Below are 15,877 nucleotides of genomic sequence, written 5' to 3'. Positions count from 1 at the left end.
AACCTCACTTATAGTTAAACATATTGGCTGCCATCTTGTCGGCAATTCTTGGAAAAAGGGTATAAAGCTTGTGGGCCAGATTGAGAATGCCAGGCAGGTTGATTTCCCGCTTCTTTTTGCCAAAGGAACTGACAATTTTGCCTGCTACAAAGTCAGGCTCAAGAATATACTTGTCCACTGCTTTTACATAGGAACCGTCAGGATTTGCCTGATCGAAAAAGGCTGTTTTAATAGGACCTGGATTCACCGTCGTGACATAGACGCCAAAAGGCAGGAGATCCAAACGCAGAGCATTTGAAAAACCAATAGCAGCAAACTTGGTTGCCGAATAAAGACTGGACTTGCTACTTGCAATGAGGCCGGCCATACTAACGATATTTACGATATGTCCTCGACCTGCCTGCTTCATGCGAGATCCAAAGATACGGGACAGGTTCATGAGGGCAAAGGTATTAACCTCAAACATGGCCTCGATATCGTTTGAGCTAATTTTGTCAAATTCTTCAAAAATCCCATAGCCAGCGTTATTGACTAGGACATCTACGTGGCCATACTGGCTGTCAATCCGCTCAGCAAATCTTTCCAAAGCTGAGCTATCTGTGATATCTAGCTCCACTAGGTCAAGATTTTCCCTTTCTCCATATAGTTTTTCCAGCTTAGCCTTGCTCCGTCCGACCAAAATCAGTCGGTCATGGGGCAAGAGCTTAACCATTTCCTGGGCCAGTCCACCGCTAGCCCCTGTGATGATGATGGTTCTCATATCTCCACCTCTTCCAAGTCCTTGACTACATGGACCTTTTCAAAGATAGCGCTGGCATCGCGGCGCATTTGGCTAATGTCCTTGGCTAGAAAGCGAGCACTGATATGATTGAGGAGGAGGCGCTTGGCACCAGCTTCCTTGGCTACTTCTGCTGCCTGCATATTGGTCGAATGACCATGATTTCGGGCAAGTTTTTCGTCTCCCTTGCCATAGGTCGCTTCATGGACCAGTACATCTGCGGCCACAGCTAAGCGGACACTGGCAGCATTCTTCCGAGTATCACCCAGAATAGCAATGGTCTTGCCCGGACGAGGGGCTGATATATAGTCAGCTGCAATGATTTTGGTTCCATCATCTAGTACGATATCCTGACCATTCTTGACTTTACCAAAGAGGGGACCAAAGGGAACGCCCGCTGCTCGTAATTTGTCCGCATCCAGCGTTCCTTCCAAATCTTTCTGCATCACCCGATAACCCACGCAGAAAATCGTGTGATCCAGCTTATCTGCATAAACAGTGAACTTGTCCGTTTCCAGAATCTTGCCCAGACTGTTTTCATCAAACTCATGAAAATCAATCCGATAAGGCAGACGAGATCCAGACACGCGCAGGCTAGACAGGACAAAATTCTTAATACCTTTGGGACCAAAAATCTCTAGGTCCGTCTGCTCTTCATTAGCCTGAAAAGAACGACTGGATAAAAAGCCCGGCAAGCCAAAAATATGGTCGCCATGCAGATGCGTAATGAAAATCTTGCTGATTTTGCGCGGTTTAATCGTCGTCTCCAAAATCTGGTGCTGGGTCCCCTCGCCGCAGTCGAACATCCAGACCTCATTGATTTCCTCCAAAAGCTTGAGGACGAGACTGGACACATTGCGAGCCTTGGAGGGCTGACCGGCTCCGGTTCCTAAAAATTGTAATTGCATATTGTTCTTTCTAAATGATATAAATCATGGCAGAGCGATTCTGCGAGTGATAGTATTTTTTGCCAGCATAAGACTGTGCCAGCTGACTGACTTCATCTTGATTGTAGCCCAGCACTCTCTGGCTGCCATCCGCTAGCTGCTGCCAATCGGTCAAAGCAGTCAGAGCCTGACTGTCCACGACTTGAGTTTCAGCTTTGAGAGGCACCATTTTTATGCTCCCAGCTTCTTCGAAAACCAAGTACTGTGGAAAGACTTGAGCGATTTCAAAGAGCAAGTCAGCTGTTACTGGCTCTGGCTTTTCAGGGAAGACCAAGCCGACTTTCTCGCTCTCATAGCAAAATCCATAGGACTTGCCAGAAAGATTGAGTCGGACAAAAGGTTTACTTTCTACAAAGCTAGGCTCCGGATTCCACAAGTCCAGCGCCTTGCTAATCTCTAAAAAATAGGCTGTCGCGGCTTCCGGACTTTTCTTTTGATAAAGCTCAGCAAAGTAAGCATTGATAACGCTGGGCAGCGGTGTGATGAAGCTAAGCTTCTGCTTCTCTGTCAGACCAGCCAATACTTGCTCTAAGTAGACCTTATCTAGGCTAGTAAAACCGCCGTATTTTAGGGCCAAGTCAATATAATCAGTCATAAAATTCTTCCAGTTTCCATTTGTTTTTTTCGGCAATCCAGCCCGAAATGACTTCGAAATCGTCTGTATATTCTCGATTCCCCATAATCACGACTTTCTCTAAATCATGAATCTTGTAAGCTTTAGCCGGTGCTACCTTGATGGTAAAAGGCAAAAATAACTCTTTCATCCGCTCCAGCAGGATTTGCTGCAAAAAAGCTCTGCTATTGTCCACCTTAGCCGAAATCAAAGAATAAGGAGTCAGGGTCGGAGTAAAATCCTCCGCCTTGTCTGCTTTGTTATAGAGAGTCAGCCGAGGAATATCCAGCATGTCTAGCTCTTTCATGATGTCGAGGACGGTCTTTTCATGCTCCTCATGATGAGGGTCGCTGGCATCAATGACATGAACCAGCAAATCGACATTTTTGCTCTCCTCTAGAGTAGACTTAAAGCTTGATACCAGCTCCGTCGGCAAATCCTGAATGAAGCCAACTGTGTCTGTCAGAGTGACATTGAGCTGACCACTGAGATTGATGTTCTTGGTCGTGGCATCTAGCGTCGCAAAAAGCTCGTCTGCCTCATACTGGCTCTTACTGGTCAAGCAGTTCATGATTGTAGACTTTCCAGCATTGGTATAGCCGATGAGGCCGATTTTGAAAATACTGGATTCCAACCGCTTTTCACGAACGGTAGCCCGATTTTTCTCCACAGCCTTGAGCTGGCGCTCAATATCATGAATCTGATTGCGGACGCTGCGTCGATTGAGCTCCAGCTGGCTTTCACCGGGACCACGGGAGCCAATGCCACCTGCCTGACGGCTGAGCATGATGCCCTGCCCAACCAAGCGAGGCAGCAGGTACTTGAGCTGGGCCAGATGCACCTGAAGTTTCCCCTCATGACTCCTAGCTCTCATGGCAAAAATATCCAAAATCAGCTGCATACGGTCAATAACCTTGACACCCAAATTTTCCTCCAGATTGACATTCTGGCGAGGTGTCAAGCGGTTATTGACAATAACGGTCGAAATCTCTTCTGCATCAACCATTTGTCGGATTTCTTCTAACTTGCCAGAACCGACAAAGGTCTTGCTGTCATACTTTTCCCGTTTCTGGCTATAGGAGCCAACTACTTCAGCTCCTGCCGTCTTAGCTAAACTTTGCAGCTCCTCCATGGATAAGTCAAAATTCTCCGTGTCTGCCAGCTCCACACCGACCAGAAAGACACGCTCTGTTTTTTTCTCTGTTTCTATCATCTCATATCCTTACTAAGACTTGGTCAGCCAGTTACTTGTCCAAAAAATTCTTGATGTCTTCCATGACCTGATTTTTATAGTCTGGATTTCCCACCTGATAAAAGATTACAGACATCCGGTTGCGAAACCAAGTCAGCTGGCGCTTGGCAAAACGGCGAGTATTCTGCTTGAGCTTGTCCACGGCCTCTTCAAGGATCATCTGCCCTTCAAAGTAGGGGAAAAGTTCCTTGTAGCCGATACCCTTGCTGGCTTGACTGGTCGGAGCTTTCTCAAACAGCCAGCAAGCTTCTTCTAAAAGCCCGGCTTCTAGCATCAGATCTACTCGCTGATTGATTCGATCATAAAGTCGCTCTCGCTCATCATCTAGGCAAATCAGCAGGGCTTCATAGTCTGGTTGATTGTTTTCTAGTTGACCGCCCAGATGGGCAATCTCTAGCGCCCTCATAGCCCTGCGTCTATTTATCTGTGGAATCTCGATACCCAGCTCTGCTATTTTTTCAAACAAATCCTCATCTGACCAACTGTCCAGCTGCGCCCGATAGGCCAGAATCTCCTCGTGAGGGACGGTTCCGCCCAGATGGTAGCCCTCAAGCAAGCTCTGGATATAGAGCCCTGTGCCGCCGCAAATGATGGGCAGCTGACCTTGAGCCGCAATCTCGCGAATAGCCTGAGCCGCCTCAGTCACAAAATCATAGGCCGAGTAGCTTTCTCCAACCTCCCGCACATCCAGCAGATGATGGGGAATGCCCTCTTTCTCTTCAGGACGAATCTTGGCCGTGCCAATATCCAAGCCACGATAGACCTGCTGACTGTCACCGCTGATGATTTGGCCATTGAAGCGCTTGGCTACCTCGATACTCAGAGCCGTTTTTCCGACCGCCGTAGGCCCTACTATCACAATTATCTTGGTTTTCATCTTTTTTCCTTGAAAAAATTTTGATTTTTCGTTACTATTAATTATAACATAAATAATAAAAGTTCAGAAAAGGAGAAATCACATGGCTAAAGGATTTGGAAAAGGCGTTCTTACAGGAGTTGCAGCTACTGTTGCTGCTGTGGCAGGCGCAGTATATGCAGTCAAGAAAAAAGTCATCGAACCTGAAGAACAAAAAGCGGCTTTCATCGAAGAAAACCGTAAAAAAGCAGCTCGCAAACGTGTAGCGCACTAAGCCTGCACATTTCACTAAAAAGCCTGGAAAAATCCAGGCTTTTTTCTTTTTTGAAAAAACAGCAGTCAAATCGACTGCTGCAAACAAAGCAATTAGACTCTAAGAGCCCTCTCTTTCTTGGGCGGTTGAATACCATGAGAGCTAAATATATAATTGCTTAAGAGCAAGAATACTAACAACTCAAGCACAAAAAACAAATCGAAAGCAGGATTGGAAGACAGAGAAACGAAAGGAATCGCAAGACACACAATTGTGACATAAAAGATTTTCAAGCGTTTGATATAAAGCCAGAAGAGGTCAAGGCTTTGCCTGCAATTAATCTGCGACTTAGACTTACTTCCAGAGTACCAGATGATAAATACTTCCGCAAAAAAGAATAGACCTAGCAAAATGATCACTCTCCAAAAATGAACCTGCAGTAGAACTCCCGCTGCTAGCAATAACAAAACACCCAAGCTCAGCGCTAGCACTGCTCGCCTAGTATTAGTCATAAAATCAACTCCTTTAAAAGATAAATTCAAAGAATTTCTTTTGCAGTTTTTTTCTTTTTATTCTCAAGTAATTCAAAAAATCAATTCCTATTTCTATGATGAGAACTAAAAAAAATAAGCGAAACAATTAAAAACGAGACAATTAAACCTACCGTAGTTTGGTTTAAAAACGGATAATTAAAAAAGAAATAATTATAGAGTGTTAATAATAGACCTCCTACCGTTAGCACAAAAGATATAAGCATAGAAATCTTAAAAAACAAATTTTTTCCATGTTAGTGACCTCTTTTTTCCTTGTATAATTGTCATAAGATAATCAAATTTATTTTTTCTAGAGAATAATGTAAAGTTAGAATGTTACTAATAACCTTAGCTAGGGTTCATTAAGTCTCATAGCTCTTTTATTATCACTCACTGAGTTCTATATAGGGAATACTATGCTCAATTAGTAACAGTAGTTTAGATTCTATCATCCATCATATCAAACTGCGACCTTACATTTATATCCATAATAAATACCGGCTACTTTTTCTTTGATTTTGATATCATACCTACAGTATAGCACATGTAAAGAATCTAAGCATAAAAATCATAAACAGTCTTTATTTTGTCGTAAATGGTTATTTTAATAAAATACAGCACCTGATAAAATCAAATGCTGTATTATTTCTGTATCTCTTAATAGTGCAAGTCTAGAACATTTTTAGTTCCGGCCTCATTTAATAAATATATTATTTTAATGCACTTATCCCTTAAATCTGATTTGACATAATAAAAGCAAAAAGTCATTTATCCTTTCTAAAATATAACAAAAAATTAGCTATCATAAGAAGCATAAAATAAGCAATAGCTACTATTTTAGAAAACTCCCATAAATGAACGGAAAATATAAATGCAAACACAGTCATTGTTAGCGCTATTAATTTATTATATTTCATACGAAAAATCCTTTTAAACTTGTATTCATGCCATGATTTTAACTGACAAAAGTTTTCTTTCCTATCAGTATCAAATCTCAGCAGCAAACGACACTGCCCCATAACCTAAGCAAGCATAGCCAAATCCGCCGCCTTCAACTGCAGCTAACATGTTTTCGTCCATCACATCAAATTGTGAAATTGTTTGTGTAGTCATTACATGACTCCTTTTGTGAAATGCGAGGGATTAAAGAAAATATCCCTTGGAGCTTTTCTTTAGTCCAAGTTTAAGTGAATATTTTTGTCCTGTTGCAACTCGACACCTAGAGTATAACACTTTCTTCCAGGTATGTGGGGCAAAATTCATAGATGGAAGCTATTTACTCCTGAATAGTCATTTTTAATCAAAAACAGCACTTGATAGAATCAAATGCTGTATGCAATTTTGTATTGTTATAATGTCTTTATTCAGCCATCCCAATAATATCAAGAGGTTATTGCTATTTTACAGTTATAAGTTTGAAATCTCAATCTAAAATAGACCAAAATATTAGCTAAAATGACAGATATAAAGTAAATAACAGCTATGATTTTAAAAAGGATTCATAAGTTGGAAGCAGAAGACAAAGTCAAATATAGTCATCTCGCTGGCGATTAATTATCTTTGTCATGTTTCATGACTCCTCAATGGCTCAATCGAACTAATATTATGATGGTATTTAAAAATATATGCAAGGCTAATGAACAGTAAACTGTTTTACTCATCCTAAATAGGAGAACATAGACCAAACCCATGCCAAAGTATGCTAAAAAATCCGTCCATACCCAGCTGTAAAGATGCAACGAAGAAAAAAAGGCTGCAGCTAAAAGGATATCCATACCGTATTTTTTGAACCTTTTCCAGCAATTCAGAGCAAATACACGAGTAATTATTTCCTCATTTATCGGTCCCCCAAGGCTCACGGAAAAAACCAGAAATGCTCTTGTAATTCCTTGAACTGAGGTAAGATTGTGATTCAGGCCTGCTTGATTATGAGTGACTGGAAAATTGTCACGAACATAACTAAGCCAGAAGTAAAGAAGGAGAAATCCTAAAACAGTTAATCCTATCAACTTAAGCTTAGGCCGTCCCAATCGAAACACAGACAACTGATCAAAATGCTTCAAATATAGAACACAGACTATTGCCAATAGGAGATTGACAAAAAACCATATTACCAAATTTGTCCCCTCATTAAAATGCAGCAGTCTTAGCAAAATCCGAGCAGCATTAAAATATAGAAAAACTAAAGCTGGAAGCAACCAATCAATCTTGCGAATTCTTTCAAACATATACCCCACCTCTTATTATAAATACTAATTGCCAAGCCAGCCGTTAATAAACCCTCCTATACTATCTCCAATATTTTTGAAGCTTTTTTGGATATCACGAAGCCAATCACCGCCTCCTATGATATTTTCCAAATGTTCTTGTGATATTTCTTCAAATTGTTGATCTTTCATTTTCTTTTTCCTTTCTATTTACAAATGAAATCGCTCGGTAAAACGGGCTGATGGTAGAGAGCTTTGCGCAACAGCCGCCCTGCAATTAATCCGTTACAGTAACTATTGCGATCCCCACCTTCAATAGCAGCAAGCATATTTTCGTCTATCACATCAAACTGTGACATTGTTTTTGTATACATAAGAATAGCTCCTATTATTTTTTCTTTTGTGTCGCGAACACACCAATACTATAGCACTTTTAAAGATTGATAGATACAAAAATCATAAATAGCTTTTATTTCGTCCTAAATAGTCATTTAAATAAAATACACTCTCTATTAAATAGAGAATGTATTTTATATCATTTATAAATCGGTCTTTTAGGAATTCTTGTAGAAAACGGATTCATTTCTTCTTAGATTCTATTTGTTTAGGAGATAAGCAAATATATGCCAAATCTTAATTGAAAAAGCAAGCACCATTTATTTAAGGCAAATCATTTTTGCTCATCACTTTGTAAAACATGACTTATGCTCCTTTTCTGCTTTTTAAATTAATTAGTGGAACTAAATTAAGCCTTTTTATCTTTTTGAGAAAAAGCCATAAGAGTTGCTGCTAGTGAAATAAAGCCTAGAAGTGCGAAGAATTCAGTTGTCTTTTCACCTGTCTGCGGCAATGTCCTTAACATTGATTGTTTCGCCACATCCTCCCTCTTTTGATTTTTAAAATCACTATCAATTAAAATAGGACATTGGCCACTCTTAACTTCTCTCTTGTCCTGCAGATCTGACTTAGAAAATCTTATTTGACTTTCATCGGAAGTTGACGTAGTCGCTTGATAAACAGCAGTAGGATCATTTTCACCACTTGTTACGTTCGATTGTTCCCTTGCTTTCTCTTGTTTATCTGTTGTACTGGTGTACAAGTGTTCATATAATTGTTGAGCTGTTGCTCCTCCTCCGGCCCAACCAGAAATAAGTTTTCCATTTTTTAGATACAGGACTGTAGGAGTTCCTGGGATTCCAACGGTTTCAAATAAAAATTTCTTTGCCTTGCCATCAAGGTCTTTTCCATCAATATCATAATATTCAAGATGATTATCAATTAATCGATTAAACTCTTTCAGCACGGGAGAAAACTGCCGACAATAATAGCAAGTTGGACGACCAACATAGATTGTATGCTCCTGACCATCTTCTGTAAAAGATTGGTACACTTGATCAATCGAAACTTTTTGAAAATCAGCTACATTTTCTAAATAACTGTCTTGAGTCACTTCTGCCTGAGTAGCCTCAGTATGTTCGGAGCGATCCGAATTCTGCTCTGTAGGCTGGCTTGCTTCTGCCCTCCCATTAGATTCAGGCACAGCATCTGATACAGTAGACAAAGCTATATCGGTACTTCTACTGACTTCTGCTTCTTCTTGACCACCTTGCACATCTATACTACCCGTATCAGCTGAAACCGATACAGCACCTAGGCCAAGCAAAAGCGGACAAAGCAATATCGAAATAACCATTTTATTTTTCATAATAAGCTCCTTCTTTTTTTATAAATCTAGTTTAACTTATTCTGATAGCAATAAAACAAGAAAATCCTAAATAGACTTTATTTACTCTTTAATGGTTGTTTTAAAAAATCAGCCTGTTTCTGAATCTTTATGAAGCAGTAACAGGCTTTTAGATTATTTCATAACCAACTAGACTCCTCTTTTGCGGATTATCCGATAAGAAATCAGACAGCATAGTAGCATGAGGATCAAGCGTATAATAATAATGGTAATACCATTTGCAGTAAAATCGTTAAAGAAGAAACCTTTGCTACTAGAGAGCTTTAACAAAAGTCCTTCTGTTTCACCAGTTGAAACAGAAAAAATAGTCAGTATTTTATTTATCACACCATCTCTAAAAATATTCATCAAAAAATCTGGAGCCAAGAAGAATCCTACAGAAGTTGCGAACGTAGCCAAGGGTGACTTTGTCAAACTGGATATGAGAATCGTCGTTCCCATGATAAAGAGCATACCTACAAACTGGAATAAGATAAGGCGAATTAACAATTCTAATAAGTTCATCCTTACAGGAAATTGCAAAATGTTATGAGCTATATTAATCCAATACAAGTTCATTTGAACGCTGGTATCTGCTCCACTCCATCCAAAATACCAAGTAAAGACAGACAAAATAATTGTATGAACTATTAAAAATATAAGTATACCTATCCCAAAAACAGCGAAGATTTTTGAAACTGTCAATTTGCTTCTACCATATTTTGTTGTTAGGAGCAGAGAATTCATCTTTTTTGCAGTATCTCCCGAAAATACTGAGGAACAGATATACATAAATAAAACAAGTATCAATGAAAAAGCATTACTTAACATTGTATATAATTGATTCCATGAAGCATAATTACCTAATTTTAAACTATTCAATGGCAGCGCCGAATCTAACTCATCTTGTGATTTGAGTTTGGCATTTTCATAATGTAATACCTCATCTGACTGATAAGTTTGAAGTAAGATTTCTTTCCCATTTGATACAAGTCGATCAATACTATCCCATGAAAATATATCATATATATCAGTACTTTTGAGATAAGGCATCCTTTCTGCATAATCATTGACAATTTTACCTATCAAATTATCAGATAAATAACCAGTGTGTTCTTCTGCTATCTTTTCTTGTATGCGAACCGCCTCTATACCATGAATACGATCAGTGGAAATACCGCTTAGCTGACCATCGTAAAAAAAAGTAGGATAAAATAATCCAGATAAAACTAGAATACTAGCCAAAACTGCACCTAAAACAGACTTCTTTTTTATTAGTTTTTTCAACTCAAAAGTAACTAACGCTTTCATCAAACAGTCTCCTCTCTAAAGTGATAAATATAAAGGTCTTCCAAACTAGGCACTACCTGGTTTGCCCTTTCGACCGGTCTTGACATACTAATAACCCTCAAGATTATACCGTCAGGCTCTATCCGCTCATTAACAATCACATAATCCCTTGCAAAATATTGCCAATCACTCTCTGAAACTTGAAACTCCCAAACTTGTCCTTCAATAAGCGAAAGAAGCTCCTTAGCACTACCTCTCTCAATAAAATTTCCATCTTTTAGGATTAAGATTTCCTTGGCAATCGCTTCTATATCGGATACGATATGGGTTGATAAAAGGATAATTTTTTCGGCCGATAGCTCACTGATAATATTTCTGAATTTCACCCTTTCTTTGGGATCTAGTCCCACAGTTGGTTCATCTAAAATCAAAATCTGGGGATCATTTAGAAGAGCTTGCGCAATTCCTAATCTTTGCTTCATTCCACCCGAATAGGAAGCAATTTTCTTTTCCCGGACATCAGATAAACCAGTAAGTTTTAGAACTTTATCACTCTCTGCTCTGGCTTGTTTTTTAGTCATTCCCTTAAGAGTAGCCATATATAAGAGAAAATCTATCCCTGAAAAATTAGGGTAGTAAGAAAAATTTTGAGGTAAGAACCCAATATATTGGATATAATCCTCTGCAGGCGAGGAACTATCAAATCTAATTCTTCCTTGGCTTGGCTTAATAAGATCACAAATAATATTCATTAAGGTTGTCTTACCTGTACCATTTGCTCCAAGCAAGCCATAAACTCCTTCTGTAAATTTACAGGAAATATTACTGAGCACAGTCTTAGAACCGTAACTCTTGCTAATGCCTATCATTTCTAATTTCATAAAGGCCCTCCATTCCAAAAAACAATACAGGGGACAGAAAATCGTCATTTTCTTCCCCCAACTATATATAAGACTAACAAACTAATCAGCCAACTAATCATGTTATGATATAAAAGATAATGCTGGAATAAACGCCTACAATTGCTATATAAGACTTCATAGATGAGAGTATCTTTTGGAAATTTATATGTAAGCTACCCAGATCTCTTCTTCGAACTTATGTAATTGATATGTTAGGCATTAAATACTGCACAAACTACTCCACGATGGATTCTCATATATGCATTAGCATTTTCTTGAGCTGTCCGACGTTGAGCATGCCACGCGCTTTTATATTTATTTGAACATTGCCATACATAGCCCCAACCACCTTCGACAGTAGCAAGCGTATTTTCATCCAGCACATCAAACTGTGACATTACTTTTGTATCCATAATAGATACCTCCTATTATTTTTCTTGTGCATCGCGACCACACCTAAAGTATAACATTTTTCCTAAAAATTGTAAGGTCAAAATCATGAATAGCTATTATTTACTCCTAAACGGTAATTGATAAAATTTTTTTAAAATTTTACCATTTAGGATAACATAACAACCATTTGAGATTTTTGAGACCGTTTTACTCTAAATCGTGCGATAATATGAATGCATATATAGTAGGAGAAAGGAAGATTATTTTATGTTCAAATATCGTAAAAGTTTTGTCCCTCAGATAGATGCTAGAGACTGCGGCATTGCTGCCTTAGCTTCTATTGCAAAATATTATGGTTCCAACTACTCCTTAGCACATCTGCGAGAGCTTGCCAAAACTGACAAGGAAGGCACTACAGCTCTGGGAATTGTCAAGGCCGCAAAGGAGATGGGGTTCGAGACACGAGCGATTAAAGCGGATATGTCGCTCTTTGAACTATCTGATATGCCCTATCCATTTATTGCTCATGTCAATAAAAATGGTAAACTTCAACACTACTATGTCGTCTACAAAAAAGAAAAGAAGCACCTTATCATCGGAGATCCAGATCCAACGGTCAAAATAACGAGGATGGGCCTAAAACGTTTTGCATCTGAGTGGACTGGAGTGTCAATCTTTCTAGCTCCTGAACCCAGTTACCAGATTCACCGAGACAAAAAAATTGGATTAATGAGTTTTATACCGCTCATTCTAAGACAGAAGTTTTTGATATTCTATATTATTTTATCCAGCCTTCTTGTAACATTGATGAATATAGTGGGTTCTTACTACCTTCAGGGAATTCTAGATGAGTACATTCCCAATCAGATGAAAACAACTCTAGGCATTATTTCTATAGGCCTAATTATCACCTATGTCTTACAGCAATTCATGTCTTTTTCTAGAGACTACCTATTGACTATCCTTAGCCAACGATTGAGTATTGATGTAATTTTATCCTATATCCGCCATATTTTCGAGCTCCCTATGTCCTTCTTTGCAACTAGGCGGACTGGCGAGGTTATTTCCCGATTTACGGATGCTAACTCTATCATTGACGCTCTAGCATCCACTATATTATCTCTCTTTTTAGATTTATCTATCTTAATCATTGTCGGTTGCACTTTATTCCTACAAAATGCTAATTTATTTCTAATGACCTTGCTGGCAATTCCTATTTATATCATCATTATTTTTAGTTTTATGAAATTCTTCGAAAAAATGAATAACGAAGTGATGCAAGCGAACTCCATGGTCAGCTCTGCTATTATTGAAGATATTAATGGTATTGAAACGATTAAATCTTTAACTAGCGAAGAGGTCCGTTACCAAAAAATTGATGGAGAATTTGTAGATTATCTTGATAAGTCCTTTCGGCTCAATAAGTTTTCGATTATACAAAGTTCTTTAAAACAAGGAGCACATCTGATTTTAAATGTATCAATTCTTTGGTTAGGAGCTCAGCTCGTTATGAACAATCATATTTCTATCGGTCAGCTAATTACTTTCAATACCTTGCTTTCCTATTTTACAAATCCGTTAGAAAATATTATCAACCTTCAAACTAAACTCCAATCAGCTAGAGTTGCTAATAATCGACTAAACGAAGTATATCTAGTAGAATCTGAATTCGCAAAAAACCAGCCCATTACAAATACAAGTGCTTTAGCAGGTGACCTTAGTTTTGATAATGTATCCTACAAGTATGGTTTTGGACGAGATACTTTATCTGATATCCAGCTAACTATCAAAGAAGGGAGCAAGGTTAGCTTAGTCGGCATTAGCGGTTCAGGCAAGACAACTCTCGCTAAACTAATCGTCAACTTTTACGAACCCTATCAAGGTGAAGTTCGCATCAACGGCCATAACCTTAAGACTATTGATAAAAAAATCCTGCGTCAGTATATCAATTACCTTCCTCAACAACCCTATATCTTTAGTGGTTCTATTCTAGAAAATCTAACCCTCGGAGCCAATGAAACTATCAATCAATCTGACATTATTCAGGCTTGTGAGATTGCAGAAATTCGCTCCGATATAGAACAAATGCCTATGGGCTATCAGACAGAGCTATCAGATGGAGCTGGATTATCTGGCGGTCAAAAACAACGAATTGCTCTGGCACGCGCACTTTTAACTAAATCTCCTGTTCTTATCCTTGATGAAGCAACTAGCGGACTTGATGTCCTAACTGAGAAGAAAGTTATTGACAATCTAATGGCCATGAAAGAAAAAACTATCATCTTTGTAGCTCACCGGCTTAGTATTTCTGAGCGAACCGATCAAGTGATTGTCCTTGACCGCGGCAAAATCATTGAAATCGGCTCTCATAAAGATTTAATGGAACAGGGCGGATTCTATCAACATTTATTTAATAAATAAAAAGGAGGTACACTATGAATCCTAATCTCTTTAAAAGTACTGAGTTTTACAAGAGACGGTACCATAATTTTGCAACGGTTCTGACAATTCCGTTAACCTTATTAATCATATTCCTAGTTCTATTTTCTTTATTTGCTACAAAAGAGGTGACTGTAACTTCTGTTGGTCAGATTACCCCTACCAATATTGTCGCTTCCATCCAATCAACCAGTGATCACACTGTTAAAGTCAACAATCTCACCGAAAACCAAACTGTAAAAAAGGGAGAACTTCTGATTAGCTACACTGAAACCTTAGAGGCTTCTCAAAAACAAGCCATTGAAACACAGCTCGAACGCTATAAACACCAGAAAGAAGGCTTGGAAACTCTAAAAACTAGCCTGAAGCAGGGAAATAATCTCTTTGGCGATAATGATGAGTTTGGTTATGGTAATATCTATAACAACTTTGTCAACCAAGTCAATGATATCAACCTTGGAATCTCTAAAGCAAATACAGAGGTAAGCAATCAAACCGCTATTGCTAGCAATGTTGCCACTGCCATTGATAATCAAATATCTAAACTACAAGCCCAAATAAAAGATTATAATGACCTTTACAACGCTATTTCCAATAACTCGTCCAGCTTACCTGAAGGAAACTCTTATCAGGATATGTTTAATTCTTATCTTAATCAGTATAAAGCAAACCAAGATACCAGCATCACCAGCCAATATCTAACACAAATAGGCTCAAACATATCAAGTTTAGAATCCTCTATTTCAAATCTAGAGATACAAAAGGCAGGTACAGGCAGTCCAAGTGTATATGATGGTAGTGCAACAACTAAGATAGAAGTTTTGCGAACTCAGTTTATTCAAAATGCAGATCAACAACTAGTAACTACTCAGGCACAAATTACCGATTTAGAGAATCAGCTTAACCAAACAGATGACCAACTTCAAAATAATCAACTAATATCTCCTGAAAATGGTGTTATTCATCTAAATGAATCTTATAAAGGGAAGAACTTATTACCTAAAGGAACCGAAATAGCCCAACTCTATCCACAAATCAAGGAAAATCAAGAAGTCTTTATCAGCTACTATGTAACTTCAGCCTACTTACCTAATCTGAAAAAAGGACAAACTGTCCGCCTCAGTCTGGAAAAAATAGGAAACCAACCCCTAGTTATCACTGGAAAAATCAAGAGCATTGACCAAACAGCCACCGAAACCAAGGAAGGTAGCGTATTCAAAGTAATAGCGAAAGCTAAGCTCTCCAAGGAAAATAGCAAACTAGTCCGATATGGACTTCAAGGACGCGTAACCAGTGTCATAGCAAAAAAAAGTTATTTTAACTACTATAAAGACAAAATTCTTGACCATAACGAATAAAATTAAATTGATATAATAAATAACCTACCACTCAGGAATAAATAAAAACTGATTAGGATTTTCTCTGCAAAAACATCAATATTTTTGTTACACTAATTTTATTAAAATCAAGGAGGTTCATATTATGAACAAAAAGAGATTATTTGAGCAATTCAATGCACTATCGCCTGAAGAATTAGAAAATATTTCAGGAGGGGGACAAAATTGGTCAAGAGTTATTTCCAACTGGTTTGAAGCTGTTTTTGGTAGATAATAAAAAATCCAGCCATCTAATCTAATTATAAATAATAAAAGCCAATTTCATTAACAAATTGAAATTGGCTTTTTATTAGA

The 15,877-nt window shown here is 38.3% G+C and carries 18 protein-coding genes; 4 read left to right on the top strand and 14 right to left on the bottom strand.

Features of this window, described 5'->3' with window-relative positions; translation table 11 throughout:
• Positions 1 to 4: 4 nt before the first annotated feature.
• Genes RYK49_RS02450 through miaA form a run of 5 tightly spaced genes read right to left on the bottom strand, consistent with a single transcriptional unit; the run spans position 5 to position 4,467 of the window.
• The gene (locus tag RYK49_RS02450; protein WP_314831082.1) at positions 5 to 760 is read right to left on the bottom strand and encodes an SDR family oxidoreductase; all 756 of its coding nucleotides are present in this window, start codon (positions 758 to 760) and stop codon (positions 5 to 7) included.
• The gene (gene rnz, locus RYK49_RS02445) at positions 757 to 1,686 is read right to left on the bottom strand and encodes a ribonuclease Z (protein ID WP_314831083.1); all 930 of its coding nucleotides are present in this window, start codon (positions 1,684 to 1,686) and stop codon (positions 757 to 759) included. Before rnz ends, RYK49_RS02450 begins: the two co-directional genes overlap by 4 nt.
• 10 nt (positions 1,687 to 1,696) lie before the next feature.
• A complete protein-coding gene (locus RYK49_RS02440) occupies positions 1,697 to 2,320 on the bottom strand; it encodes a cystathionine beta-lyase (RefSeq protein ID WP_314864754.1) in 624 nt (207 codons plus the stop codon).
• Positions 2,313 to 3,551, bottom strand: a complete 1,239-nt coding sequence (gene hflX / locus RYK49_RS02435) for a GTPase HflX (protein WP_314864752.1) — start codon at positions 3,549 to 3,551, stop codon at positions 2,313 to 2,315. The genes RYK49_RS02440 and hflX overlap by 8 nt, the downstream gene beginning before the upstream one ends.
• A 31-nt stretch (positions 3,552 to 3,582) precedes the next feature.
• Positions 3,583 to 4,467 carry a tRNA (adenosine(37)-N6)-dimethylallyltransferase MiaA gene (miaA, locus tag RYK49_RS02430; RefSeq protein WP_314864750.1) on the bottom strand — a complete coding sequence of 295 codons (885 nt, stop codon included), beginning with the start codon at positions 4,465 to 4,467 and terminating at the stop codon, positions 3,583 to 3,585.
• Positions 4,468 to 4,549: 82 nt separating this feature from the next.
• Here miaA and RYK49_RS02425 point away from each other — a divergent pair, with 82 nt between their 5' ends.
• The gene (locus RYK49_RS02425; protein ID WP_002895160.1) at positions 4,550 to 4,720 is read left to right on the top strand and encodes a DUF3042 family protein; all 171 of its coding nucleotides are present in this window, start codon (positions 4,550 to 4,552) and stop codon (positions 4,718 to 4,720) included.
• Between the two features lie 92 nt (positions 4,721 to 4,812).
• Here RYK49_RS02425 and RYK49_RS02420 read toward each other — a convergent pair whose 3' ends face one another.
• From RYK49_RS02420 to RYK49_RS02380, 9 genes are all read right to left on the bottom strand, one after another.
• A complete protein-coding gene (locus tag RYK49_RS02420; RefSeq protein ID WP_314864748.1) occupies positions 4,813 to 5,211 on the bottom strand; it encodes a hypothetical protein in 399 nt (132 codons plus the stop codon).
• A gap of 1,008 nt (positions 5,212 to 6,219) precedes the next feature.
• A complete protein-coding gene (locus RYK49_RS02415) occupies positions 6,220 to 6,345 on the bottom strand; it encodes a Blp family class II bacteriocin (protein ID WP_125337027.1) in 126 nt (41 codons plus the stop codon).
• Positions 6,346 to 6,812: 467 nt separating this feature from the next.
• Entirely contained in the window at positions 6,813 to 7,460 is a 648-nt protein-coding gene (locus RYK49_RS02410) for a CPBP family intramembrane glutamic endopeptidase (RefSeq protein WP_125337024.1), read from the bottom strand.
• Positions 7,461 to 7,484: 24 nt separating this feature from the next.
• Positions 7,485 to 7,631, bottom strand: coding sequence for a ComC/BlpC family leader-containing pheromone/bacteriocin (locus RYK49_RS02405; RefSeq protein ID WP_125337021.1), 147 nt, complete (start codon positions 7,629 to 7,631; stop codon positions 7,485 to 7,487).
• A gap of 14 nt (positions 7,632 to 7,645) precedes the next feature.
• Positions 7,646 to 7,813 (bottom strand): bacteriocin class II family protein, encoded by a 168-nt coding sequence (locus RYK49_RS02400; protein WP_185757789.1) that lies wholly within the window; start codon positions 7,811 to 7,813, stop codon positions 7,646 to 7,648.
• A gap of 371 nt (positions 7,814 to 8,184) precedes the next feature.
• The gene (locus tag RYK49_RS02395) at positions 8,185 to 9,144 is read right to left on the bottom strand and encodes an LPXTG cell wall anchor domain-containing protein (RefSeq protein WP_125337017.1); all 960 of its coding nucleotides are present in this window, start codon (positions 9,142 to 9,144) and stop codon (positions 8,185 to 8,187) included.
• A 168-nt stretch (positions 9,145 to 9,312) separates the two neighbouring features.
• Complete coding sequence (locus RYK49_RS02390) at positions 9,313 to 10,473, bottom strand: ABC transporter permease subunit (protein WP_125337012.1); 1,161 nt, start codon at positions 10,471 to 10,473, stop codon at positions 9,313 to 9,315.
• On the bottom strand, positions 10,473 to 11,333 hold the full coding sequence (locus tag RYK49_RS02385) for an ABC transporter ATP-binding protein (RefSeq protein ID WP_125337008.1): 861 nt from the start codon (positions 11,331 to 11,333) through the stop codon (positions 10,473 to 10,475). The genes RYK49_RS02390 and RYK49_RS02385 overlap by 1 nt, the downstream gene beginning before the upstream one ends.
• A 233-nt stretch (positions 11,334 to 11,566) precedes the next feature.
• Complete coding sequence (locus tag RYK49_RS02380) at positions 11,567 to 11,767, bottom strand: bacteriocin class II family protein (protein WP_125337005.1); 201 nt, start codon at positions 11,765 to 11,767, stop codon at positions 11,567 to 11,569.
• Between the two features lie 247 nt (positions 11,768 to 12,014).
• Here RYK49_RS02380 and RYK49_RS02375 point away from each other — a divergent pair, with 247 nt between their 5' ends.
• From RYK49_RS02375 to RYK49_RS02365, 3 genes are all read left to right on the top strand, one after another.
• Positions 12,015 to 14,168, top strand: coding sequence for a peptide cleavage/export ABC transporter (locus tag RYK49_RS02375; protein WP_125337002.1), 2,154 nt, complete (start codon positions 12,015 to 12,017; stop codon positions 14,166 to 14,168).
• Between the two features lie 14 nt (positions 14,169 to 14,182).
• A complete protein-coding gene (locus RYK49_RS02370; protein WP_125336998.1) occupies positions 14,183 to 15,544 on the top strand; it encodes a bacteriocin secretion accessory protein in 1,362 nt (453 codons plus the stop codon).
• A gap of 124 nt (positions 15,545 to 15,668) precedes the next feature.
• A complete protein-coding gene (locus tag RYK49_RS02365) occupies positions 15,669 to 15,797 on the top strand; it encodes a ComC/BlpC family leader-containing pheromone/bacteriocin (RefSeq protein ID WP_125336993.1) in 129 nt (42 codons plus the stop codon).
• Positions 15,798 to 15,877 lie beyond the last annotated feature (80 nt).

The sequence above is a fragment of the uncultured Streptococcus sp. genome (genome assembly GCF_963525625.1).
Classification (GTDB): Bacteria; Bacillota; Bacilli; order Lactobacillales; family Streptococcaceae; genus Streptococcus.
The sequence above is the reverse complement of the archived record's forward strand: the minus strand, read 5'-3'. Positions and strand labels throughout refer to the sequence as shown.